The sequence below is a fragment of the Ruminococcus sp. 1001713B170207_170306_F1 genome (assembly GCF_015668065.1).
In the GTDB taxonomy this organism is placed as follows: Bacteria; Bacillota; Clostridia; order Lachnospirales; family Lachnospiraceae; genus Blautia_A; species Blautia_A faecis.
In genome coordinates this window covers 1-23,744 of sequence record NZ_JADPEX010000041.1, presented here as the reverse complement: position 1 = coordinate 23,744, position 23,744 = coordinate 1, and the positions used below count along the sequence as shown (strand labels likewise).

The window sequence follows — 23,744 nt, the reverse complement described above, 5'->3', positions numbered from 1 at the left end:
AGGGCTCTCCCGAACGCATTAGTCGCAGTTAGCGATTAGTTCGCTGGAGCGTTGCGCCGGCGAGTGAGTAATACACACTGTCCAAATGCGTCCGCATTAAAGAACTTTTAATCAACTAAATAACAATTTCGTTATTCTCTATGATAACAAGAACCAGGTCATACTTTCAATGTGTTATTGAAAATAGCCCGGTTCTTATAAATTTATTTTTTATAAATCCATCAGTCTGTCGTAGACGTCCTTCGGGATATACGGCTGCTGGTTGTGGATGGGTTCGCCCAGGCAGGTCTTGGGATAAGCGAAGGTGCCGGGCTCCAGGCGGATTTCAAGGAGTTTCGGCGCTTCGGTGCCATGTAAAAAGTCTGCCGCTTTTTCAACAACCTCATTGGCTTCCATACAGGCACTGCTGATTCCATAAGCTTTGGCTACCTCTGCGAAGTTGCAGGACGAGAAGCCACTGCCTTCTGAGGTATCAGCATAGACCTGCTCAAAGTAGTCGCGCTGGAGGTGGCGGATCATTCCCAGGGCGTGGTTGTTCATTACCATCATGGTAATAGGAAGATTCTCACGCTTGACCCACTCCAGTTCCTGAATGTTCATCTGGAATGCGCCGTCACCGCAAATGCAGGCTACTGGCTTTCCGGTGGCGTAATAAGCTCCGATTGCTGCTGGAAGAGCATAGCCCATTGCTCCGTGTCCGCCGGAGAAAAGAAGCTTCTGGTCTTTCTGGTTATGGAAGGACTGGTAGCTCCATACCATATGCTGTCCTACGTCAACTGCTACTGCGGAAGTGTCTGCAAGAGCGTCGCTTAAATCTGCGATCATACGGTTCGGATAGCGTTCTGGGATGGAATCATCTACTGCGCGCAAAGATTTCTTTATATCGGCGCACACAGCCAGCCATTCACTGAAATCATAAATCGTCGAACCATCAGATTCTGCACTTTCCGCATTTTCTGCCATTGCCCTAATCACCTCGGCAGCATCTGCACAGAATTTCATTTCATCAATTCCATTTTCGTGAATATTTCGCTGCAAATTATAGTTATCAATATCTACTCGGATGATTTTCGCATTTTTCGCGAACTCATGAACTTTCGTACCAATCTGACGGGTGCAAAGGGAAATGCCAAGACAAATCAGCAAGTCACTTTTCGCATTGGCGATCATATTGGCATAGCGATGTCCGTAAGCGCCTCCGATGCATCCAAAATTCAGCGGGTCGTCCCACGGTAGTGCTGACATTTCCAATACGCTTGTGATTATCGGGATTTTCCACTGACGTGCCAGAGTAAATAACTGGTCGCGAACTGCTTTGTCGCTGACTCCATGTCCTAACATGATTACGGGACGCTGTGCTTTATCCAGAGCTTCACGGATTGCATCTGCTGTAGAAACAGCACAAGCTGATATTTCACAGTCTGCCATTTTTGCAGACTCTAATACTCCACTGTCGTCCGGCTTCATTGCCATGTCCACGCCTGCTGCTCCGCAGCTGTTTGCAGTTGCTTCCATGTTGCTCTCGCAAGCTGCACCAAATCCCATCTCATCCAGACTTATGTCATAAACCGGATTTTTTACATCCCCCCGCTGTATATTCATAGGAAGATCAATCAATACCGGCCCCTTCCGGCCAGAATTCGCAATATGATAAGCTTTATTCAGTTCTTTTACAATATCCTCATCTTCCCGGATCTGTACTGCATACTTGGTCACAGGCTTCGCCATGGCAACAATATCAATCTCCTGAAAGCCCTGCTGCCGAAGTCCCGGAATACCGGAATACTCATAAGTATTCAGCTGACCAGTAAGAAAAACAACCGGAAGAGAATCAAAATAAGCGTCTGCGATTCCTGAAATCAGATTCGCAGCACCCGGGCCGCTGGTCGCATAAGCACATGCACACCGTTCCCCCGCCTGGGCATATCCACATGCTGCAAAAGCCGCTCCCTGCTCATGATAGCTGGAATGGCTTCTGGTATGAGGATTTTTCTCTATAGAATCAACCAGATGGGCGATCATGGTTCCCTGGTATCCAAAGAAATCATGAATCCCTTTTCTCTGTAAAAACTCAACAATATAATCCGTTACTTTCATTTCCAGAATTTCTCCACCTTTTTTTTCAGATTTGTCCTTCCTGCTACCCCCAACATATCCAGATAAATATGCTGAAGCTCCTCATCCGGAATAAACACCTCGTCATTCTTAAGGCTCTTCACCATAGCCTTTGTATATGGGACAAAAACTTTTTCCAAAGCCGGATAATCTTTATTCTTATAAAGATTTATAATATACTCTTTGTTATCCAGATAATATTTCTCCAATTCAATCTTGGATGCACAGAATTTCACATAATTCCAGCTCCAGTTCAGATATTCCTTTTTCTGGTTGGCATGTCCCTGCTTTCGTCGGGCATGGCTTCGCTTCCGGATCAGGCTCTTCTGACTTCCCACTTCCTGAAAATAATCCTCGAATCGGATCCTGGCACTGACCATTTCCGACAGCTTCACTGTATAATTATCCAGAACCTTCTCCTGGTAGTCTTCCCCATAATACTTCTGAAGATACGTATAAGTATCTCCCGGCACCGGAAACTTCCTGCCATCGATCACCACAGTTTCTGTCTCATCAAAAATTTCCCTTGGAAAATACACTGCCTTTTTCTTCAGGCGAACTACATATTCCTGGGTATCCTCCACATTCATCCTTTTACAGAGCATGCGGTAAAGGCTTTTTCCCAGACGGGCACGTCCTGTGACCAGGCGAAGCCTCATGACAAAACGGCAAATTGCCTTTTTCCTGCCTTTTCGGTCTCCATAATAATCAGCCAGCTCATTCCATCCCACTTCCTGGGCTCTTGTCCACAAATGAGCGAGTCTGGAACGCTGTTTTCCACGCAGGGGCAGAATATCCACTCCCATACCCGGATATTTGTAGTTCCTGCCTTCATTCAGACGGAAGCACAACGTATCCAGATCTGTATAGCGAAGGAAAAATCCATAAAAATGCTTATTGTTATTCATGGATTCCACAATTCTGCCATCTGGAGTCTCCTTCTCCACAGCCAGACGAAAGCGCTCCATATCCGCAGTCCGCATATAGACCACACCTGCATGAGGGCTGGTGATCTCCTGCCCGGTAACACAGCATAAAGTAAGCTGTGGTCCCAGATAATAAGGAATTCCTTCTCTTTTACATATTTTATCTATTTCGGCCAGAAGCTTTACAACTTCTTTTATTTCTCTGTTCAAGCTACGTCTGCTCCCATCTGTCTGTTCATAGTGATCACACTGTTACCAGCGCCTGTTTGAAAAAGGCTTTCTGCGAGATGTGTGTCACAAGCATTCTTTCACAAGCTGCTGTATCTCTTCTATACTTCCATACTTTCCAAGCCACTGATTCAAAAACTCAGAAGCATCTCCGGCTTTTGCATATACAGCTGCTCTCTTGCTTCCTTCATACAGATCTGTGAGAAATATTCTGGAAAGCTCCGTTCGCACAAAACCGCTTCCATTCTGCCGCAGTGCCTCCAGATAGTTCTGGAACGCAGCCTCCGTCTGTCCCTGTTTTCTTCTCACATCTCCAATTACCTTGTACACCTGGGCTCGTTTTTCCTTGCGGATCTGTCCGTCCTTGGCACGTTCTGCCAGCCATTCCAGATCATCCGCCTCACTGGTGTAAACCAGATCTGTGCGAACCCTTGCCAGCTCACCTGGATAGCCCAGGCGCTCCCATGCTTTTGTCAGTGCACGCTTATAGATCTGGATGTCATTGTTCTCACTCGGGCTCTCTGCACGCTCTGCATCAATGCGCTTTAGAATTTCCCCGATCAGTTCTTCCACCTCAGAACGCTTTTTCGCAACACTTGCGCGGGCCAGATAATAATATTCCCGCACAGAAGGATTCTCCGGCAGAAGTCTGTACCACAAAGCCATAAGCTTCATCGCCCCATCCTTCTGTCCAACATCCAGAAGCTGCTGACAGGTCTTCACCGTCTCCCTGCCATAAGGATTCAGAAATTTATCCAACTCCAGTTGGGTAATTCCATTATTTGTTTTCTCACGGGCATCTGCAAAAACTTCCAGAGCATCCGCACATTTGCCCTTCATCCAGAGCAGTTCTCCCTGGTACTTCAGGAAATACCCGTCCTCCGGGAAAAGCCGCAGTGCCTCATCAATATAAAGCTCCGCTTCCACCATATCAATTCCATTGCGGGCGCGTTCCATAAGAAAACGGCTCTTAAATTTCACAAATCCCGGCACTTCCGGATACCGTTCCATCAACGGCACCATCGTATCCTCCGCTTCCTGATAACGCTTAAATTCATAATCGCAGACTGCTCTTCGAAACAGTTCAATATCAGATTTCAACTGGGCCAGTTCAGAAGGGAATGTACCGGTCTGCTCCTTCACCACCAGCATTCTCCATGCTTTCCCGATCCGTTCTGTATAAACCAGCGTCAGCATTGCCGCATAAAAGGTCACATCGCTGACTTCCAGCAAAACAGGATGATAAAAAGCATAGATCCCGCCAAAATCCTCCCTGCCGATAAACGCAGAGCTCAGCTGGACCTGGTAATATTTTGTAAAGATTTCATTTAATTGGGAAAAGTCACGCTTTTCTACCAATTCCTTCAGGCTGTGTCTGCTTTCTGAAATGCGCGCCTCCAGATCCATCACCGTACTTTTTGCCAGCAGAAGATTGCGCTTATACTGAAGGCGGTGGTTCCGCTTCGCACCTGCAAGAGAATAGATCTTGCGCCAGATGGAATCTCTGCGAAGCCTGCCCTTGCGGATTCCCGGCAGATAATCATCCCGAAGCTCTTTATAGGTAATTCCCTCTACCGTAACCGCATCATGGGATTCTCTTTCCCCATGGGGCGGAATATAGGACCATTCATCTCCGTAATGCCAGATCAGATAGTCACTCATTCTGTGCGGCACCATTACCTCTGTGTTCTCAAAGTTCATATATTTCACAGGAAACATCATGTCCTTATCAAAAAGGAACGGACAGCCGCCCCAGCGCATTGCATAGCGCGGACAATCCTCTTCCTTATAGGAATACATGATCTTCTCCAGTTTCTTCAATGTGCGGTCTTTTCCCAGAAATGTATAGGAAAAAAGCCAGCGCAGATAGGCTGTCACTGGAATTTCCCAGCGGGCACCATATACAACTACCATATTTACCAGCTCAGAGTAGATCATCATATGAGTTCTGTATTTCTCATATTCCTTATCATCTGCGGGAATGGGATCCAGGGTGAGCACGTCGATGATCTCACCGGCACTGTCCCTGCCGATAATCTGATGCTTGTGAAGGGCGCAGCTGTCCGTAGCAACATACCGTGGAAAAGTATTGGTATAGCTGCGGTCTACATCCACACACTGAAGGGCGCGGTGCTCCGGAAGCACGGAGCCGGAAATTTCCACCAGTTTGTTCCAGTCGTCTCTGGGCATATAGATGTCCACATCATCATCCCAGGGAATAAATCCCTCGTTTCGCACAACACCGATGGCCGTTCCTCCCGCCATTACATATCTCAGATTATTCTTTTTACAGATCTCATCCAGCTCACGGAAAAGCTGCAGCAGATGTTCCTGTTTCTCTGTCATTGGTTATCCTCTCTGGTTTATGATTTCCAGAATGTCTGCCAGAGTCTCTGATTCCTCATTAAAAAGTCTGGTACATTCCGTTCTCTCATCACTGATCATAATAAGCAGCTCCTGCAAAAGGTAACGGAGGCCATTGCCTTCGAAGTTAAAGCAGTACCGCTTCAGTCCCTTGCTGTCGTCTATCTTTGCCTCAAAATATCCTGTATTCCACCAGTCTCCCGGGATGGTCACACGGCCTTTCGTACCGATCACAACAAACTCATCCTCCACATCTACTGTGGTGCCAATCTCGATTGTAGCAAGAGCATCCTGATATTTCATGGTGATCATGTCGTAAATGCAGTTTCCAGATCTGTCCTTCACCACATTGGAATTCACTTCCTGGTAATTTCTGCCTAGTATCTTGATAATAGCACACAAAGGCAGAACTGCAGTTTCGGAAAAACTTCTTCCTCCTTCGAAATGGTCCTGGGAAATAGAGCATTTCACACACACAATATCGCCCACCAAGGCGCTGTGTGTCTGCCAGACAAGCTGGTTAAAGGCCCGCAGATACACCAGATTTATTTTCTCCACAAGAAGTACATGACGGGCTGCTGCAAGTGCAAACAGATCCTTCAGCTTCTCCTTATTCTCTGTCATAGGCGCATCACTTATCACATATTTTCCAAGTTCCAGGGATCTGCGGATGTATTTCTCCCTCTTAGGCTGCTCGGTTTTGATATAAACTATGTCTACCTGGGACAAAAAGCAGTCAAATCCCTGCTGCCATTCCCCATTATCTGCCTCCACGCTGTAGTAGGAATCCAATTCATATTTGTCACAAAACGACTCCGCTGCCTCTGCATTCTCAGAAAAAACGCACTCCACATGAAGACCGCTGACATATTTTGTCTCCCACACAATCCCATTATCCTGGTCATTATCTGTAACTACACCCACGGTGTAAGTGGTTCCCTCACCGCGCAGCTTGGTGCTGGAAATATTCTTGGTACGCTCCAGGTACACAACATCACAGTAATTCTTAAGGTAGTCAAATTTGCCGCGCCAGTCAGAACCAAGTACCAGAAGGTCTACCTTATACTTGATGATATCGCTGAGCTTCTGCCCCTGGTACTCCTCGATGATGATCTCATCTGCAAAACCGGTACGGCGTACATTCTCAATCCTTTTCAGAAGGCTGTCCCGCACGTTCAGCTTACCACGCTCAATATCGTAGCTCTCGCTGGTCACGCCCACGATCAGATAATCGCCCAATGCTTTCGCTCTTTTTAAAATATTATAATGTCCCTCGTGGAACAGGTCAAAAGTTCCGTAAGTGATTACTTTTTTCATCGTATTTCCCCTTAAAAGCCCTCTTTGTATCCATGAATTCACTCATGCAAGCATGGCTCATTCATGGCTGCCGTCCGGGACTTTCATACTAAATACATTTAGTATAACACAGTTTGCATAGTAAGTCATTATGAAAGAATATCTGCTTTACAAAAAATATTCCCGGGTTTAACAAAAATATAACTCTTTTTTTGCTGTGAAACAACTGAACTGCTGTCTCTTTCTTAATAAGAAAAGAAAGACAATCCGTCAGGACTGCCCTTCTTCATGATCTTCTTTCTCTTCTGCATCAAAGGAGGTATCCCATGTGGCAGCCAGCTCTTCAATAGCCATTCTTCGCTGAGCCAGTACTGCAAACCGGTCCTCCTCTTCACTATCATATTCGTCTTCCAGACCTTCATCCTCAACCTTCTTCTCACGTTTAAAAAGAATGAAGGTGATCAGCCCCATAACATTGGTATAGACCCAGTCCACCGGAAGACTTCCAAGTATCAGTACAAACAGAACTGACACTCCAAATAACGCCCATACATTCATCAGCTGCGAAATATTCAGGATCATAAGTCCGTTCATCAGAATCATGATGGGATAATGGAAAAAGTAAATTCCCATTGTGTTTCTTCCCAGGAAAATAAATGGATGGCGTTTATCTGGCATCAGCACCAGCAATGCGAAAATAACCGTAAAGGAAATCAGATACATCATTCCTCTGACTACCATTCCCTGCACATTGTCCATTCCACTTGCAAGATAGGAATGATTGCCTCGGAAAAGGTCTACCGGAATATTATTTCCGATCATATAATTGGTCGCCACAAACAGCAGAATGATCACGAAAAGTGCAACCACGATCTTGCCTTTAAATTTGCGGATCACCTTGGTGTATTCACTCTTCCATAAATATCCTGCCACAAAAAACGGGAAAAATACCACAATTCTTGAAGCTGATAAAAATGTACTGAATTCCATTCTGGTTCCTGCCCACAGCGCAAAAATAATGCTGAGAGGTACAATAAACCTTATTTTTCCAAATGCTTCTATGGTCAGACGGTATGCAAACAACGCAAGCACATACCACATAACGGTTCCGGAAGGACGGAGCAGTTCATAATCCATTTTATTTCCCAGCCAGATCTGCGTTGCCCAGGTAAGTGTATAGCCCAGAATATATGGAATCAATAAATTCTTAACATTCTTCATCACATCCTGAGGCTTCTTGGACAGATAACCGGAAATAAATATAAACGCCGGCATATGAAATATGGTAATTCCATACCACACAAAACGCACAACCTGATCTGCTTTAACCAGCTGGAATGCAATGATATGATTAAAAACCACCAGAAAAATCAAAAATATTTTTATATTATCCACAAGGTAGGAATATGGGATTTCCTGTTCCTTCGTATTCTTGCTCATTTTAGCCACCTTTATACTTTGACATAATTATTTTCAGACATGTCAGTTTTATGAATAAAGGATAACATATTTTTGTGGTTTTTGGAATAACTTTTTAATATTTTAACGTGTTTTGAAATATTTTCCTGTGGTTTTGTGTTGCTGATGAACCGCAATAATGTATTATTTCATTTCTCCAAAAACCTGCTGGTGCAGTTTGCGCCCTGTAGGTGTTGCCGCCAGGCCACCCTCTGCTGTTTCTTTAAGGGCAGTGGGCATCACATCTCCTACCTTTTTCATAGTCCAGATCACCTCGTCAGCCGGAATTGCACTTCGGATTCCGGCCAGAGCCAGTTCTGCTGCCACAAATGCCCCAGCTACGCCTGATGCATTTCTCTTAATGCATGGAATTTCAACCAGCCCTGCAACAGGGTCACATACAAGACCCAGAATATTTTTTAGGGCAGTGGCTACTGCCGACTGGATCATATCAGGTGTGCCGCCGGCAAGTTCCACAATTGCCGCCGCTGCCATGGCAGATGCAGAACCGCACTCAGCCTGACAACCTCCCTGCGCTCCTGCAAGTGACGCATTATTGGCAATTACCATTCCCACTGCAGATGCTGTGAAAAGGGACATGACGCATTCCTCTTCTGTAAGCTGGTACTGCTCCTGCATGGTGAGTACAGCTGCCGGTACAATGCCGCAGCTTCCTGCTGTAGGCGCTGCTACGATTCTTCCCATGGAAGCGTTCAGTTCTGATACTGCAAGGGCACGATAGAGGGCGCCTCCAAGAAGGGGACCTGTAAGATTTTTCCCTTGCTCTACAGCAGTGCGCATGCGATAGGCATCTCCACCAGTGAGGCCACTTGTGCTTTTCAGATCCGGGGCGCTGCCAGGCTGGATACAGGATGCCATAACCCGATAGTTTTCCCTCATTTTTTTATATATTTCCTGCTTCGGCAGTTCCATCTGCTCCGCCTGCTGCTCCAGAATCAAAGCGGACAGGCGACAGTTGTTCTCCTTCGCTGCTTTCAGCAGGGATTCTATTGAGTGGTAGTTTAGATCCACAGTGAATTCTCCTTTACCGTATTTTTAGTGGGGTGAGATGTTTTTCAAAAAGGGACGCATTTGGGCAATGTCGGCTGGAACTTCGACCCACTAACTAGCAATTTATACACGCTCTAACATCGTACTAGAATATATATTCTCCAGCCGGTTAATCTTCTCATTGAGTTCCGGGACAAAGTGACTGTCGCTCTCGATAGTCATTACCGCCACACCACCCTTGGTCTCACGCGCCAGGTGGAAATTGCAGATATTCACCCCATACTCTGCCATCAGCTCTGTAACTGCAGCAATCGTCCCTGGTGCATCCTTGTGAAGCACGATCAAAGCAGGATTCTGCCCGGTAAGGGCAACCTCCATTCCATTCACCCGGGTGATCAGGATATTCCCCCCGCCAATACTGCTGCCCCGAAGAGACACCTTTTCCCCGTCTGCTGCAGTCAAAGTGATCTCCGCAGTATTCGGGTGCGTATCCTCCAGTTCACCAGTCTCGATCTGGATTTCCAGCCCCACCTTTTTCGCCACATCAAGGGAAAAACGGATACGCTCATCATCTGTCTGCATTCCTAGTATTCCCGCTACAAGAGCCTTATCCGTGCCGTGTCCCTTATAGGTTTTCGCAAAAGAACCATGCAAAAATATGTGCGCTTTCACCGGAGTTTTTCCAAGAAGAGCCCTTGTCATCAGACCGATCCGGGCTGCTCCCGCAGTATGTGAGCTGGACGGTCCGATCATAACCGGCCCCAGAATGTCAAATACATTCATACTTATTTTCCTCTTCCTTTTATTCATCCACTGCCATTTTTCGTTTTCGGCAGCCTGCAGATGTTTTCACGTTACCGCTCACATCTGCACTGTTATTGTTCCATCTTAACATTAAAACATACCTTTTACAACATGGATAAAGGGTAACTGTTTACTTCGTGTTTACTGTTCACTCCGTTCACAGTAACGCGCTTCGCAATGCACAATACTCCCGATAAATAATCTTATGTTTCCTTTCTACCTGGACTGTGGTAAAATAGTTCTATGTAAATCGCCTGGAACCATTCCGGCAAGACTATTTTCAGATTTCTTTATGAAAGGCACACAATTCATGAAACGAGTGATTACTTACGGTACCTTTGATTTACTTCACTATGGGCACATTAATCTGCTGCGCAGGGCGAAAGCTTATGGTGACTACCTGATCGTAGCTTTATCTACAGATGAATTTAACTGGAACGAGAAGCATAAAAAATGCTATTTCTCTTATGAAAAAAGAAAATCCCTGCTGGAAGCCATCCGCTACGTAGATCTGGTAATTCCGGAGGAGAACTGGGAGCAGAAGGTAAGTGATATTAAAGAATACCACGTAGATACCTTTGTTATGGGTGACGATTGGGAAGGGAAGTTTGACTTTCTGAAGCCTTACTGCGACGTGGTGTACCTTCCGAGGACACCGGAGATTTCTACTACGCAGATTAAGGCGGATCTGCAGAAGTAGGAAGCATTGGTAATTATATAGTCAGAGATTTCGTATGATTCATGCAGGTTACGAAATCTCTGACTTTTTTATTTCATGACAACAATGTGCACACTTCCCAAAAACAATTTGCAGGATGTGCGTCACAATTTATTGGAGATTTTGTCCGGATGAAGGCGCCGTAGCGGGCTACGGCAACTGAATTCGGGCAAAATATACCGCAAAGTGGGGCGTGCAGATTGCGGGAATGATTTTTCAAACACGCTCTAACACAGCATCTGCAAATATTTATCCCGGACTACTTAGCAAGACGGATCATATTCCAGCTGTGTTTTCCAAGCACAGTACTTAATTTACCGCCGTCAATCCGGCTTGCAGCGGATTCCACAGGCACAACCTTTTCGGGATCCGCTTCTGTATTTACAGCTTTCATATCGTCATTAGTAAGTACAATGTGTTCTTTCACCTGATAGCCTTCAAACTGGCGCAAATCGCAGCTTACCTCCAGATCTTCCTCAAGACTTTTATTCACTGCAAAAATTGTAAGAGTATCTTTCTCCTCATTCCATACGCACACAGAATCCAGATACGAAACATCACAGTAATTCCTGCTGTCATATACCGGAGCCAGTACCTGTGTATTCAACACAGTTCCTCTTCCGAAAATGCTTGTGTACATATATGGATAAAAGATAGTCTGGCGCCATGCACCTGTATCGGAGGTCATGATCGGCGCGATTACATTTACCAGCTGTGCCAGGCATGCCATTTTCACACGGTCTGCATGGCGAAGTAAAGTGATCAGCATGCTTCCAACCAGAAGGGCATCTTCGAAATTATAAATATCCTCAAGCTGATGTGGAGCCTGTCCCCATTTTTCCAGTTTCTCGTCGGCCGCATTGCTGTGATACCACACATTCCACTCATCAAAGGAAAGATTAATGCGCTTTTTGCCATGCTTTTTCGCACGGACAGCGTCGCAGATGCTGACTACGCCGGAAATAAAGTCATCCATCCCTTTGGAATTTGCAAGAAAATCAGGGGTGTCATCAGCAGCATTGCCGTAATACTGGTGAAGGGACATATAATCCACCAGATCATAGCACTCGTCCAGAACCGTGTACTCCCAATCTCCAAATGTCGGCATCATCAGATTGGAGCTTCCGCAGGCAACAGTCTCAATCTCCGGATCCAGCATTTTCATAATGCGGGAAGTCTCCGCTGCAGTTCTTCCATATTCATATGCAGTCTTATGTCCCATCTGCCATGGACCATCCATTTCATTTCCCAGACACCAGGTCTTAATGTTATGCGGCTCTGCATGGCCGTTGGCCTTACGCATGTCGCTGTAATAGGTACCGCCCTTAAAATTACAGTATTCCAGAAGATTTCTGGCTTCCTCCGGTCCTCTTGTGCCAAGATTGACTGCCATCATCACATCGGTATCCGCTTTCTGCGCCCAGTCCACAAACTCATCCAGACCAAAATGGTTATTCTCGATCACACCCCACGCCAGCTCCGGTCTGGCTGGTCTTAATTCCTTTGGTCCTACGCTGTCCTCCCACTTAAACCCGGAAACAAAGTTACCTCCCGGATAGCGGACGATTGGAACCTGAAGCTCTCTTACCAGCTCCAGAGTATCCTTACGGAAGCCCTGCTCGTCAGACAACGGACTGCCCTCCTGATAAATTCCCTGGTAAACAGCTCGTCCAAGCTGCTCAATAAATGATCCGAAAATTCGTTTATCCACCTTTCCGGTGAGGAAATATTTGTCAATAATGATCTGCGCTTTTTTCATAGGTATCCTCCTTATATGGTACCAGTTGTATGGCATTTTTCTGTTCTTTATGTATCTATTATTTTAATGGCATACGAATTTTTTACCAGTTTTTTTCTTCCGATATAGTTGACTTTTTTTCCGATAATGATTACAGTAAAAAAATGGCGAAAGGAGTCCGGACCATGAATTTTTTCGAAGCTGCAGACAGGGATTTTTCCATTCAGTTCTGCGAATACAACTATTCAAACCCTGATTATGATCAGATCTACCGTCCCAACGGAAGCGGAGACTATCTGTTTTTGCTTTTTAAGACACCCATGAAGGTTTATCTGGATAAAAAACTCAGTATTTCCGGGGAAAATGCGTGTATTCTCTATGCCCCCGGATATGAGCAGCATTATAAGGCTGTTCACAGATTCCGGAACAGCTACCTTCATTTTTCCTGTAAGGCAAATCTGAAAAAACAATATGGGATCCCGCTTAATACTGTTTTTTATCCGGGAAACTGTGAAGAGATTGACGCCTGCATCCGGCTCCTTCACAAAGAACATATAGCAAATGATTTATTTTCCGATGAATACGAGTATACTCTCTTTCAGCAGCTTATGATTACGATTGCAAGGGGACTTAAAAGCCATCAGATACATGGAAGTGGAACGGAAGGAGACAGTCTTTATTCTGCTTTTCGAAAGCTTCGACTGGAAATGCTCACGAATTACGCAGAGCCATGGAACACCACAGAACTTTGTAAAAAGGTCAGTCTGGAAAAAAGCCAGTTCTATTCCTGCTATCAGAAATTTTTCCAGAGTACCCCTCATGCAGATTTGCTTCAGATTCGTATGGATAAGGCAAAGAACCTGCTGACAAATGAAGCACTGACTGTCCAGCAGATTGCGCAGATGTGCGGATTTTCAGATTTTTCCCATTTCAGCAGATATTTCAGAAAACAGGTAGGATGCTCTCCCCTGCAATGGCGCAGAAAAATGGGAGAGCCCCACTAGAGCGTGTCTGAAAAAGGCTCTAATACTTTAACGATATTTCCAGATTCCGTGAAGTGCATAGGACAAAAAGAAACAGGCACTTCTCAGCGGCCCATAGCCAACGTAACGGTACACCTGATAGGTCATGATGGCAGATTTGGCTTTGTTTCTTGACTTTCCGCCCTGGGACAGACGATATTTCAGATAGGGCTTATTAATTCCTGTGGCATGTCCGTATTTTCGCACCACTTGCAGCCAGGTGATATAATCCTCATGGCTGTCATCATGCTCCATGGGAAATTCCAGTGCCACCTCACGGAGAATCAGGACGGAAGAACAGTTAATGCTGTTGTGTTTCAGAAGCTCATGATAGTCCAGCCTGGATTTAACCGAGATATACTTGCCTGTGAAGGTTCCGTCCGGATTCATGAGATCACGTCCTGTGGAGCAGATTACATCACCGGTCATTTCAAGAGCAGCCAGCTGTGCCGCTAGCTTTCCCTCTTCCCACCAGTCATCCGCATCCAGAAATGCCACATATCTGCCTTTCGCAACAGACACACCACGGTTACGGGAACCGGCAGCACCGAGATTGCGCTCATTTTTTATATAAACAAAATCCGGTCTGTTTTCCCATGGAATGAGAGCTTCCCGGGTTCCATCAACAGAGCCGTCATCAATGACAATCAGCTCCAGTGGAATATTCTGCGCATAAACAGACTGCACTGCCTGGGCGATGTATTTCTCTCCATTATATACAGGCATGATCACAGATACCGCTGGTCGCATTTCTTCCCCTGATGCCCTCTTGGATTGCTGCATTTTTTCTGCATTTTTCACTCGTAGCCCTGGTTCTGTAAGTTCCATTTGTAACTCCTCTTATCTTTCACATTCTATCATTATAAAACATCCGATTTCTTAAATACACACTTATCTTTAAAGAAGATCTTTATCAATAATCTGGTAGTTCGCCCGGTGTATGTACAGTGCCTTCCCATCGACCATAAGCTTGGTCATTTTCGGCAGATCGTCCGGAATTTCCCAATAGACATTGTCTCCGGAAAATGCGGCGATAGGCTGTCCAAGCTGGGATTTGATGACCACAACCCTGGATTTGCCGAAATCATTTTTGTACCGGTTCAAAACCCTTGCCAGAGCTGCATTATCCGTGATTCCGTTCCCACCGTTACTGTTGACCTCGTCTAATGAAAAATCCACCTCCGGTTTCAGTCCATTCTGCACAAATACACAAGTATCTCCGCAGCTTTCGATTTCTTTTCCATCAATGGTAATGGTGATTACTGAAGAAAGATCATAGCCGGTTACTGCTCTTCCATCGCTGTCATAGCTGACGGTTTCAATTTTATTTCCGGTAATGCTGATTTTCTTTCCAGAAGTTTTCAAGGTCTGATTCCCATAATTATCATAAGTATATACGGTATAATTGTTTCCGATCAATGAGCCATGAATTTCATTAATAATGGAACCCAGCTTACTGCAGCTGGTGAGCGCAACTACCAGAATTGCAGACAAAAGGACTGCGAATATTCTCTTCTTTTTCTTTTGCATTTTTCTTCTCTCCATGTGTTTTTATGTTTGATATGCTTCCACTATAACTTGTATCAAAAGATACTTACAGATTTATAGTAGCATGACAAATCACAGAACACAAGATGAATCACTGTCCCACATTTTAAATTATTTTAGTTCAGTTTATCTGTTCACTCCGAGACCAGCAGCTGCTTCGCGACGCACAGAAATCATGTAATCACATGATTTAGCGCCATTCTCACGCCAACCCAAACTCCACCAGTAGCTTATTTCGATACTCCCGATTGGTGCTTGCTTTTAACAGTTCGCTGATACGGTCTGCCAAAATAAGTTTCTCGCTCAAGGTCGCCATTTCATCTTGACCTTCCTGCCGTCCTTCCAAGCGTCCTTCCAAGCGTCCTTCCTGTTCTCCTTCTTGTCTGCTAACTCATAGCATCTCTTTAATCGCTTTACACATGTCAAATCCACCTCCTTTGGATTGTACTTCCTGTTTGATCAGCCTCAGCCGATATAAAAAAGAGAGCTCGCAGCGGTATATTCGGCATATGAGTTGACGGGTGCTCCTTCTTTTGGAAAACGTCAGAGAGTACAAACCTCATTTAACATTCAACAACCAACAATTACATTCAGAACTCCTGCTTTTTTCCTTTTTAACGGATTTAAAAGCATAAATTTCTGAAATATTATTAGATAAATCAGATGGGAGATATACCATTGTATATATTAAAAATATGTTTTTCATTATAATAGCATTGCAATCTAGAGTTTGCAAGTGTTCTATTTTGTTTCACTCAAAAGCATCAGAAAATATGAATTACTGGCTTTCAGGCACAGCTTGTACTAATAATTTTACATTAGTTGATATCTTGTTTTGGATAATTATTGTCTTTTTGTTTGATTCGCAAATGTTACGAAAATTACAGCTTATTTTGTCGAAAATGCAAATGGATTTCTAAAAAGCTATATGCTATCATTAAAAAGAAAAATATACATTTTATCAACAAATACATAAGAAAAAGGGATGTTTATGAAAAGAAAATTGAAGTCTGACAGAGGTTTTACGCTGGCAGAACTTTTAATCGTTGTGGCAATAATTGGTGTATTGGTTGCCATCGCCATTCCCATCTTTACAAGTCAGCTTGAGAGAAGCCGTGAAGCGGTGGATCTTTCGGATGTCAGGTCAGCGTATGCGGAAGTGATGATGGCGGCGATTACTGGGGATACCAGTGCTACGTATACAAAAACAGATCAGAAAATATATCAAGATAATGGCGATTATTACATTAAAGTAACGCCGTTAAAACAGCAGAAAAACGATTGGCAAACTCCATTGCCAATTACTATTGGAGGAGTATCATCGAATGCAGGCGAAACGTATTGGAAGGGAATTCCTGGACCAAATGGGTATTGCGAAATCACATATCATGCACCTACTAGTGATGCTATGGAGTATGTTTCATTTTACTGGGAAAGTGGAAATAATGCTAGTAATAAGAATGAAAATAATACAGATAAAGGAGATTCCAATAATTCAGACACAGAAGATAGCTCAGCCAATACCATTATTAAAGATTTAAATATAGGTGCAATTCAGTATCCTAATCAGCCGCCTAATAAAGAGGGCGTTACGGAACCATTTAGCATAAATATGGGATTGGCATATAAGAAAAATGGACTCCTTTACATTGCTATAACTAATGCAAGTTATACTAACTATCATGATTATGCGGCTCCTGATAACAACATAGGACAAGCTTATTTTGTCCAACCAACAGGAACAATACTAACTAAAGATAATTTAAAAGATATTTGGAATAATAAAGAATTACGATTGGAAAAGTTAAAAGCTGGAGATATATATAAAGAAGGAGAGGATTATTATATTTGCAGAACAGATTGCAGTTATTATTCCCCCCCCAGAAGTGACAATATTGATACCGTTGCAAATGATAGTGGTAATTGGATAAAAATTAATCTAAATGGTTCTACAAATTATAACTAATAAACCAAGATAAAAACTGTGATTAAGATGAAAATACTAATTATAATTTAAGGTTTTAAAATTCTCTTAGAGAGAAAGTTATGCCCTGTTCAAGTCCATTGCAATATTAAAATGCAATGAACTTGACAGGATCAGCTCTGTTACTTCCTTTTCCGTATTTTTGCGCTCCATTTCAACTCCAGCAATTTTTCCGACATCATATTTCTCCCTTTACCGAAGTGCCTCTTCCTCTTTCCGATTATATTCGCAAATTTTCAACATCCGCACTGACTATGTTTTCAGTTATTTAACTGTATAAAAGAGACTGACGTAATGCATACCGGACCTTTTCCCACTTGACTTCTCGGAACTTCAAAAGAAATTCTCACATCATCATCGTGCCCTTCTTCATGCGTATAATCAAATTCATATTTCCCCAATGTTTGAACATTTTGTTCAAGGTACGTATTATTGCCATTTCTATTAGACAGTCTGACCTTTAGATTCGCGCCGCACTCTTCTATATTGACAACAAGTTTGTATTTTTTATTCGCCTGTAACATAATCGTTTCATCGCCACCCCGTTTTAGCACGCTATCCTTATGAGAAGGAGTTAGAATTGCCTTTCCATTCTCAAATTTCGCATTTATTACCTCCCATCCGGCTGTGCTATCCCAGAAACTGCTATCTATCAGGATATTATTTTCCCCATTTGAACCGCTATCACCATTTTGGCTTTCTCCCTCAAACTTAATGTAAACCGTTTCTGTATCAGCATGATATTCTACCCACGCCTGTGTCCCAGGAATTCCTTCAATAACAGAAAAATTTCCCAGACTATTGGGGATTGTCTCCGTTTGCCAGTCTGGCTGTTTTTGCCTAAGATTGATTTTTTCAAAATCTTTTCCATCAATATTCACATTTCCATCGACTGTAATTGCTTCATCCATAACCTGTGCATACTGTGCCCTTATATTTGCAGCATCGGCTGCTTCTCGGCTTTTTTCAAGCAGGCTGGTAAATATGGGAATACCTATTGCCACCAATACTGCTATTATGGCAACAACAATGAGAAGCTCTGCCAGTGTAAAACCTTTTCTTTTTTTCTTCATAGTTCCTTTGCTCCATAAACGAATATGTCTCCTATCGGCGACAGTACTGTATATGCCTGAATTAGTCAAATACAATTGCGATTCTTAGAATAGAGTAACATATAAGCTCGTGAAGTACAATGTAATAAATGAAAATACTGAGGTTGAACTATATTTACCCAAAGAATTGTAATTCTTCTGGAATTAAATTGGGTGGCTGCTATCAAAGGCTGCCACCCAATTTTACCCTTATGCAATTCCCAACTCCGCCATCAGTTTTTTTCGATACTTTTTATTATTACTTGCCTGCAATAAATCATTAATACGCCCAGCAGAGACTAACTTTTGAATTAATTCATTCATTCGTTCTTCTGTCTTACGTTCGCCCTCACGTCTGCCCTCACGAATACCTTCCTGTTTGCTGTCTCTCATCATATCATCAAACGCCTTGCACATATCAAATTCACCTCCCACCGTTTCAACATCTCTCTTTATAAGTTTCATGGCCCTAATTCCCGACATTACAGTAAGTAGGTCAAATGTGTCTTCTTCTAGTTTGGAGAAAACCTCTTCATTTGCCTTTACATACTCCCGTAAAGCCGTTTTGTCATTCGTTCTTTGCAAAAATCCACAAACCTGTTGTAAATCGGTCTGGAACCAGTGTATATTTTTGAAATAATACACTTCAAAAAGCAGCATTGGTGTCTCGAAAAATAATTTCTGCAGTTCTTCTGGAAAATCATTTGCTCCGGTCAGATCATCCATTTTGAAGGCTGCACGCCAGTGCTCTTGTCCAAAATAGATTACAATTTGAAGCACAGGGTAAAAATGATCGGTCTTTTTCATTCCCGAAAGCCGCTCGGCATTATCTTTTAAATCATTACAGTTCTTATGATCCTTTTGCAGTTTTTTCCACTGATTATAATAGTCAATTCCTTTCTCGTGCAAAAGTCTGACCGGCATTGCATAATGCTCCAGTGTTTGTATCTGAATCATAAACTGAAATTTCAGACTCTTCCACGTCACTGCAACAGACAGATCTGGTGTATTTTCTATAGCGACAACTTTATTCTTTTCCCGATAGACATTATGCAGCACTGGATTTTTCTCCAACAGATTATCTTCTGTAATAACCTGCCTGCCATGAAAAACCATTCCATTCAGAAGATCCACTATCCGTCGTGGATCCTTAAAGTACTCAATTGATGTGGCGTTCTTTTCCCGCATGCACACTCCTTTCTTGGTATGAAAAAGTTATATAAAGTCATGTGTACAATACAAGAACGAACATTTTGTACTATCATTAGTATATACATATATTTTGTATTTTTCAAGTATTAGTATACAAAAGTACACCTTTACAACAACTATTTCATCCCCACGCAAAATATTCATAACGAAATGGAATTACCTGACCGAATGGTCAGATTTAGATTTTTCTTTTGTAAAAGTAAATTAAGTATACGACTTAACGAAGGGCAATGTCAATCAAAAAAATTGAGGATTATGTATATGATTTTCATAAGAATTGTGCAGAAAAGCAGACCAGAAATGACTTCTGGCCTGCCCGGTAAAAAGAATTATTTAAATTGAAATCACCCAAATTTCCTCATATTACTAAGGTCTGTCAGGTCGATCATCTGTGTTTCGCCGACTTCACCGGTTGGGCTCATCGGGCATACGGCGTAATTTCGTGTTTCGCTTCCTATCGTAAGTTTAGCCACATAATGCCAGCGTGACCATTCCTCAGTACCTCTCTGATAATCGCCATAACAATTGTGAATATCGTCAAAACCACCGATTAACTTTGCAAAATCACAAAGGGCTGCCGGTGATGTGCAGGAATCCCAACGATAAGATACAAAAAATGGAGTATTAGGTTCTGCAGCCAGAGATACCAGATAATTTCCATGTACCGTTACATATTTGAAGCGACCTGGCTCTGTGAGATAATCACTTACAGCGTCCATTTTTTCAAATGGAGTCATATCGGAAGTTGTAACTTTATTGATAATGTCAGTCATCCATGCTTTCTCAGCCTGGTCATAATCCATAACATTTAATGCCACTGTTTTTGCAACCGTGTAACCAGACATGGAGTATTCTCGGAATTCGATATCGTAAGTTCCTGCTTTTTCAAAATATACATATCCGATATAACCGCCTTTTACTTTTTTCAGGGAAGTGGTCTCGGAATCGCCGTTTTCATAAGGAATATCATCATATATGTGCGTTGTTCCACCTGAATACACATTTATCAAAGGGCTTTCTCCATCACAGATCAGTCTAAAAGAATTCAGATCCTGATTGTCTGTTTTTATAAAAAGAGGTTTGATACACTGTGTGTAAATATCTGCTTTCTGCTTGTCCAAACCATAAATTTCATAGGTATATTTAGCAGGTGTTATGCCTTTCGTATCATATATTGGCAAATCTACTTTACGAATTTCGCTCCACGGTCCAACGACTTTTACATTATTGCGGATGGTGTAAGAACGTACTTTTGCATAATAACTGCGGCCTGAGTCTAAATAATAGAAACTCACACTTCCTATCCCGTTATCATCACCGATTGTTCGCGTATCCTGAACACTATATGCAAACTTATCATTGTAAGAAAGATAACCTTCGTAACCAACATAAGGATCTGACTGGGAAAAAGTTCCCGGGCAGTTCAAATCCACCCATCCGTCACCATAATCTATTGACTTGATGGCTGGAACAGGAAGGGTGCTGTCAACTGTTTCAGATGTCACTACATAAGAAGTCTCAGTATGCGGATTGTATAGCTTCTGGGTAACTGAAACCGTGGAAGTAATTTTTTGTCCATAAATATCCGTGATGGTAATCACGCATTTCCCAGGCTCAAGCGTCGCAAATAAGTGGCTGTTTCCGCCTTCAGCTTCATCTGTGGAATATACAACAGCCGGATCAGAAATATTAATGTCTTTGATTCCATTTGAAATTTCAATCTCATAATACCTTCCGCTTTCCAGGGTTATATTTGCTTTTCCCTCTTCGAGCGTTAATTTCGGAACCGGCTTAGGGGTAGGCGTTGTATTTGAAGTATTTTCTTTTGACTTTCCGCTTGTTTTGCAATGTTCTGTGGAAGACCATTTGGAATAATATTTCTTTCCTTTAATGGCCATGTAGGTACGGGCTTGCATATAATATGTAGTTCCGGCTTTCAGTCCATTGAGGGAAACGGTGTTGTTTTTGTTTCCTTTGACTGTTATGGTTTTCGCATTTTTTAATTTGGAATTTGTGGCATAGCGCAGCTGGTAACCGCTGGTCTGAGCGGTTTGCCTTTTTATTACCACACTGGCAGTCTTTTTTCCAACATAACCACCCATTACCTGGGTCTTTGGAGGCAAAATGGTAAACTGCTTTTTCACTTTGCCGGTATAAGCACCTTTTCCAATAATCTGAACCGTATAGGTGCCTACCTTTTTGCAGCCCTTGGAATACTTCAGAACATAGTTTTTCTTCTCTTTCAGGGCTTTGCCCTTATAGGTGACGCTTACCTTCGGGCGCTGGACTTTTTGATTGTAGGTGAGTTTGGTGGCTGATAGTTTAATCTTGGTGTTTTTCAGATTTACCTTTGCAGCGGCAAATACCTGGCTTGTACTGCACAGCAGAAGCAGGGAAATGATGAGGCAAAGACGAACCAGCCGATGAAGGTGGTGATTCTTTTTCATAAATTTTTGCTCCTTCCTGCTAATTCCAAAACATGTTCTTTGCTAATTTTCAGTAAAGCCGCAATCTTTTCAATGCCCATTCCATCCTGAAGTAACGAATTGACAATTTCTTTTGTTTTCAATTCCTTTCCTTCCTGTATTCCCTCTTGTATTCCTTTTTGTATTCCACTTTGCTCCCCAGCCTCAAACTCAGCTTTTCTCAATTTACGTTCTTCCTCTTCTTTGTCATATTCAAATATACTCACTGCGATAACCTCCGCTCTATTTTTCCGAAGAAATTCTTCCAGAATTTCCTCCTGAATACATTCATCTACAGCTTTTTGAACAGCTGTTTCCAGTTGCATATATTTTGCATATTTACGAACCCGCGCTACATATATTGCATATTCCCTTAGTATCTGGCACTGTTCCATCAATTCCCTGTTACTGCCTTCATAGCATCCGGAATATCGTGACCTTGTAGTTTCTGTTTACCATAGGCTGGTCCTCCTTTTCTTTGCAGGAGTCAGAAAAGACAAGCTAAGCATACATACCTTTCATTCAGAACTCCTGCTCTTCTTCGTTAATGGGTAAAAAGCATGGATTTCTGATGTGTGATTAGATAAATCAGATGGCGGATATGCCTTGAACTATATGAGAAATATGCTTTTTATCATAATAACATTGAAGTTCTTGATTTACAAGTATTTTTCGAAAGTCTGCTAAATTCTTTTGCTTTCTTTCTTCACAGCCTATTCCCCTGGTAACGGGAATGATTTTTCAAACACGCTCTAATCCGTCACCAGCCTTACGCCATCCATAAACAAAATCTCACACCCCTTATCACCCCCAATTATAATTTCCCCAATCACCATTCTCGTATTCTTCGCCACCTGGAACCAGTCAGGATACTTTTCGGTCAGCTCTTTCATCTGTGCTGCGCGTAAGCGCTCCAGGGCATTTCCCTGGGCAATATCTTTCTCCCAACCTGACAGAAGATTTTCTCTCTGGGATACCAGCTGTGCCGCGTCCCATATTTCCCGCTCTATGATTGCTTCATGATCATTTTCCACATAATACTGTGTCAGTTTTCCATCGTTCTTTTCCAGCTCTTTCGTAAGAAAATCCCGGATATAATACTTCTGCATAAGCAGATCTCCCTTGTACTTTTCATTTTGAAGGATGCGAACGACCGAAACCGCAGCCCAACGAGATTCGCCATGCACCACAGTTTTGCAGTAACATATGCTCACTTATCGCTTGAAAACCTTTTGTTTCCTTGCTTTCAGGCTTTTTTTATTTTTAAATTTCGTCATATTTTACTAGCGTTTTGTATCGTTTTGTGGTGCAATAAATATTATACGAAACGGAGTGCTTGCTATGTACCTCAAAAAACACCAAACCTGAATGGTCGGATTCGCCTTTCCATTGTTGACACCTATTACGATAAAGCTAAGAAATGCTCCCGCCAGAAAACAGTAGAATCTATTGGCTGGCTAGACGAATTAGAAAAAAAATATGATGACCCTATTGCTCACTTTCAAAAAAGAGTCGAGCAGCTAAAAGCTGAAAAAGCAGCCAGACAGGCTCCCATCCACTTTACTTTTTACGATTCTGATTGCCTTTGTTTAGGTGACAAGCTGAGAAAAAACTTTGGCTATGCTGCACTGAGCCAGATCTACCATGAGCTCGGTCTCCATACTTTTCTAACGAACCGGCAGCGCCGCTCAAAAGAACAGTATGATGCCAATACCATCATGAAGATGCTGGTCTATTCCAGACTTCTTTTCCCTGCTTCAAAGA

18 protein-coding genes and 3 pseudogenes are annotated in these 23,744 nt (G+C 42.9%); 5 read left to right on the top strand and 16 right to left on the bottom strand.

The genetic code is table 11. The annotated features are described in order from the left end of the window. Positions 1-210: 210 nt before the first annotated feature. The 7 genes from I4V84_RS18525 to sdaAB all read right to left on the bottom strand — a co-directional run bounded on the left by I4V84_RS18525 (position 211) and on the right by sdaAB (position 10,181). Positions 211-2,097 (bottom strand): thiamine pyrophosphate-binding protein, encoded by a 1,887-nt coding sequence (locus I4V84_RS18525; protein ID WP_195993117.1) that lies wholly within the window; start codon positions 2,095-2,097, stop codon positions 211-213. Beyond that, a complete protein-coding gene (locus I4V84_RS18520; protein ID WP_195993116.1) occupies positions 2,094-3,251 on the bottom strand; it encodes a LicD family protein in 1,158 nt (385 codons plus the stop codon). Before I4V84_RS18520 ends, I4V84_RS18525 begins: the two co-directional genes overlap by 4 nt. Before the next feature lie 84 nt (positions 3,252-3,335). Further along, entirely contained in the window at positions 3,336-5,615 is a 2,280-nt protein-coding gene (locus I4V84_RS18515) for a LicD family protein (protein WP_195993115.1), read from the bottom strand. A 3-nt stretch (positions 5,616-5,618) separates the two neighbouring features. After that, positions 5,619-6,950, bottom strand: a complete 1,332-nt coding sequence (locus I4V84_RS18510; RefSeq protein WP_118584166.1) for an adenylyltransferase/cytidyltransferase family protein — start codon at positions 6,948-6,950, stop codon at positions 5,619-5,621. 249 nt (positions 6,951-7,199) lie between these two features. Next, positions 7,200-8,369 (bottom strand): acyltransferase family protein, encoded by a 1,170-nt coding sequence (locus I4V84_RS18505; RefSeq protein WP_195993114.1) that lies wholly within the window; start codon positions 8,367-8,369, stop codon positions 7,200-7,202. Positions 8,370-8,531: 162 nt separating this feature from the next. Continuing rightward, positions 8,532-9,419 carry an L-serine ammonia-lyase, iron-sulfur-dependent, subunit alpha gene (gene sdaAA / locus I4V84_RS18500; protein ID WP_195993113.1) on the bottom strand — a complete coding sequence of 296 codons (888 nt, stop codon included), beginning with the start codon at positions 9,417-9,419 and terminating at the stop codon, positions 8,532-8,534. A 102-nt stretch (positions 9,420-9,521) separates the two neighbouring features. Beyond that, positions 9,522-10,181 (bottom strand): L-serine ammonia-lyase, iron-sulfur-dependent subunit beta, encoded by a 660-nt coding sequence (gene sdaAB, locus I4V84_RS18495; RefSeq protein ID WP_195993112.1) that lies wholly within the window; start codon positions 10,179-10,181, stop codon positions 9,522-9,524. A gap of 331 nt (positions 10,182-10,512) precedes the next feature. Between sdaAB and tagD the strand changes: the two genes are divergently transcribed. Next, complete coding sequence (gene tagD, locus I4V84_RS18490) at positions 10,513-10,902, top strand: glycerol-3-phosphate cytidylyltransferase (RefSeq protein WP_118584161.1); 390 nt, start codon at positions 10,513-10,515, stop codon at positions 10,900-10,902. A gap of 73 nt (positions 10,903-10,975) precedes the next feature. Here tagD and I4V84_RS20950 read toward each other — a convergent pair. Further along, positions 10,976-11,080 (bottom strand): annotated as a pseudogene (locus tag I4V84_RS20950) (DUF6783 domain-containing protein); the annotation flags it as partial. Between I4V84_RS20950 and I4V84_RS20945 the strand changes: the two are divergent. Further along, positions 11,063-11,233: pseudogene (locus I4V84_RS20945) on the top strand (DUF6783 domain-containing protein); the annotation flags it as partial. The pseudogenes I4V84_RS20950 and I4V84_RS20945 sit on opposite strands and share 18 nt — an antisense overlap. On the opposite strand, the gene I4V84_RS18485 reads toward I4V84_RS20945, so the two are convergent. Continuing rightward, positions 11,180-12,679, bottom strand: coding sequence for an alpha-N-arabinofuranosidase (locus I4V84_RS18485; protein ID WP_195993111.1), 1,500 nt, complete (start codon positions 12,677-12,679; stop codon positions 11,180-11,182). The pseudogene I4V84_RS20945 and the gene I4V84_RS18485 sit on opposite strands and share 54 nt — an antisense overlap. A gap of 164 nt (positions 12,680-12,843) precedes the next feature. On the opposite strand from I4V84_RS18485, the gene I4V84_RS18480 reads away from it, so the two are divergent. Next, a complete protein-coding gene (locus I4V84_RS18480; RefSeq protein ID WP_195993110.1) occupies positions 12,844-13,662 on the top strand; it encodes an AraC family transcriptional regulator in 819 nt (272 codons plus the stop codon). A gap of 27 nt (positions 13,663-13,689) precedes the next feature. Here the strand turns inward: I4V84_RS18480 and I4V84_RS18475 are convergent, their stop codons facing one another. Both I4V84_RS18475 and I4V84_RS18470 read right to left on the bottom strand, forming a co-directional pair. Further along, a complete protein-coding gene (locus I4V84_RS18475) occupies positions 13,690-14,508 on the bottom strand; it encodes a glycosyltransferase family 2 protein (RefSeq protein WP_334286183.1) in 819 nt (272 codons plus the stop codon). A 69-nt stretch (positions 14,509-14,577) separates the two neighbouring features. Next, on the bottom strand, positions 14,578-15,210 hold the full coding sequence (locus I4V84_RS18470; protein WP_195993109.1) for a DUF5052 family protein: 633 nt from the start codon (positions 15,208-15,210) through the stop codon (positions 14,578-14,580). Between the two features lie 1,009 nt (positions 15,211-16,219). Here I4V84_RS18470 and I4V84_RS20200 point away from each other — a divergent pair. Further along, positions 16,220-17,194, top strand: a complete 975-nt coding sequence (locus I4V84_RS20200; protein WP_272113671.1) for a type II secretion system protein — start codon at positions 16,220-16,222, stop codon at positions 17,192-17,194. Between the two features lie 278 nt (positions 17,195-17,472). Here I4V84_RS20200 and I4V84_RS18460 read toward each other — a convergent pair whose 3' ends face one another. The 5 genes from I4V84_RS18460 to I4V84_RS18440 form a co-directional block, all read right to left on the bottom strand. Further along, positions 17,473-18,285, bottom strand: coding sequence for a prepilin-type N-terminal cleavage/methylation domain-containing protein (locus I4V84_RS18460; RefSeq protein ID WP_173772518.1), 813 nt, complete (start codon positions 18,283-18,285; stop codon positions 17,473-17,475). A 228-nt stretch (positions 18,286-18,513) separates the two neighbouring features. Then, positions 18,514-19,377, bottom strand: coding sequence for a hypothetical protein (locus I4V84_RS18455; protein WP_195993108.1), 864 nt, complete (start codon positions 19,375-19,377; stop codon positions 18,514-18,516). A gap of 482 nt (positions 19,378-19,859) precedes the next feature. Next, complete coding sequence (locus I4V84_RS18450; protein ID WP_195993107.1) at positions 19,860-21,962, bottom strand: hypothetical protein; 2,103 nt, start codon at positions 21,960-21,962, stop codon at positions 19,860-19,862. Next, positions 21,959-22,207, bottom strand: a complete 249-nt coding sequence (locus I4V84_RS20065; RefSeq protein WP_226854216.1) for a hypothetical protein — start codon at positions 22,205-22,207, stop codon at positions 21,959-21,961. The genes I4V84_RS18450 and I4V84_RS20065 overlap by 4 nt, the downstream gene beginning before the upstream one ends. A 525-nt stretch (positions 22,208-22,732) precedes the next feature. Further along, positions 22,733-23,167: a recombinase family protein gene (locus I4V84_RS18440; protein WP_207748695.1), complete on the bottom strand. Its 435-nt coding sequence runs from the start codon at positions 23,165-23,167 to the stop codon at positions 22,733-22,735. On the opposite strand from I4V84_RS18440, the pseudogene I4V84_RS18435 reads away from it, so the two are divergent. Further along, positions 23,117-23,744, top strand: a pseudogene (locus tag I4V84_RS18435) (hypothetical protein); the annotation flags it as partial. The gene I4V84_RS18440 and the pseudogene I4V84_RS18435 overlap by 51 nt on opposite strands.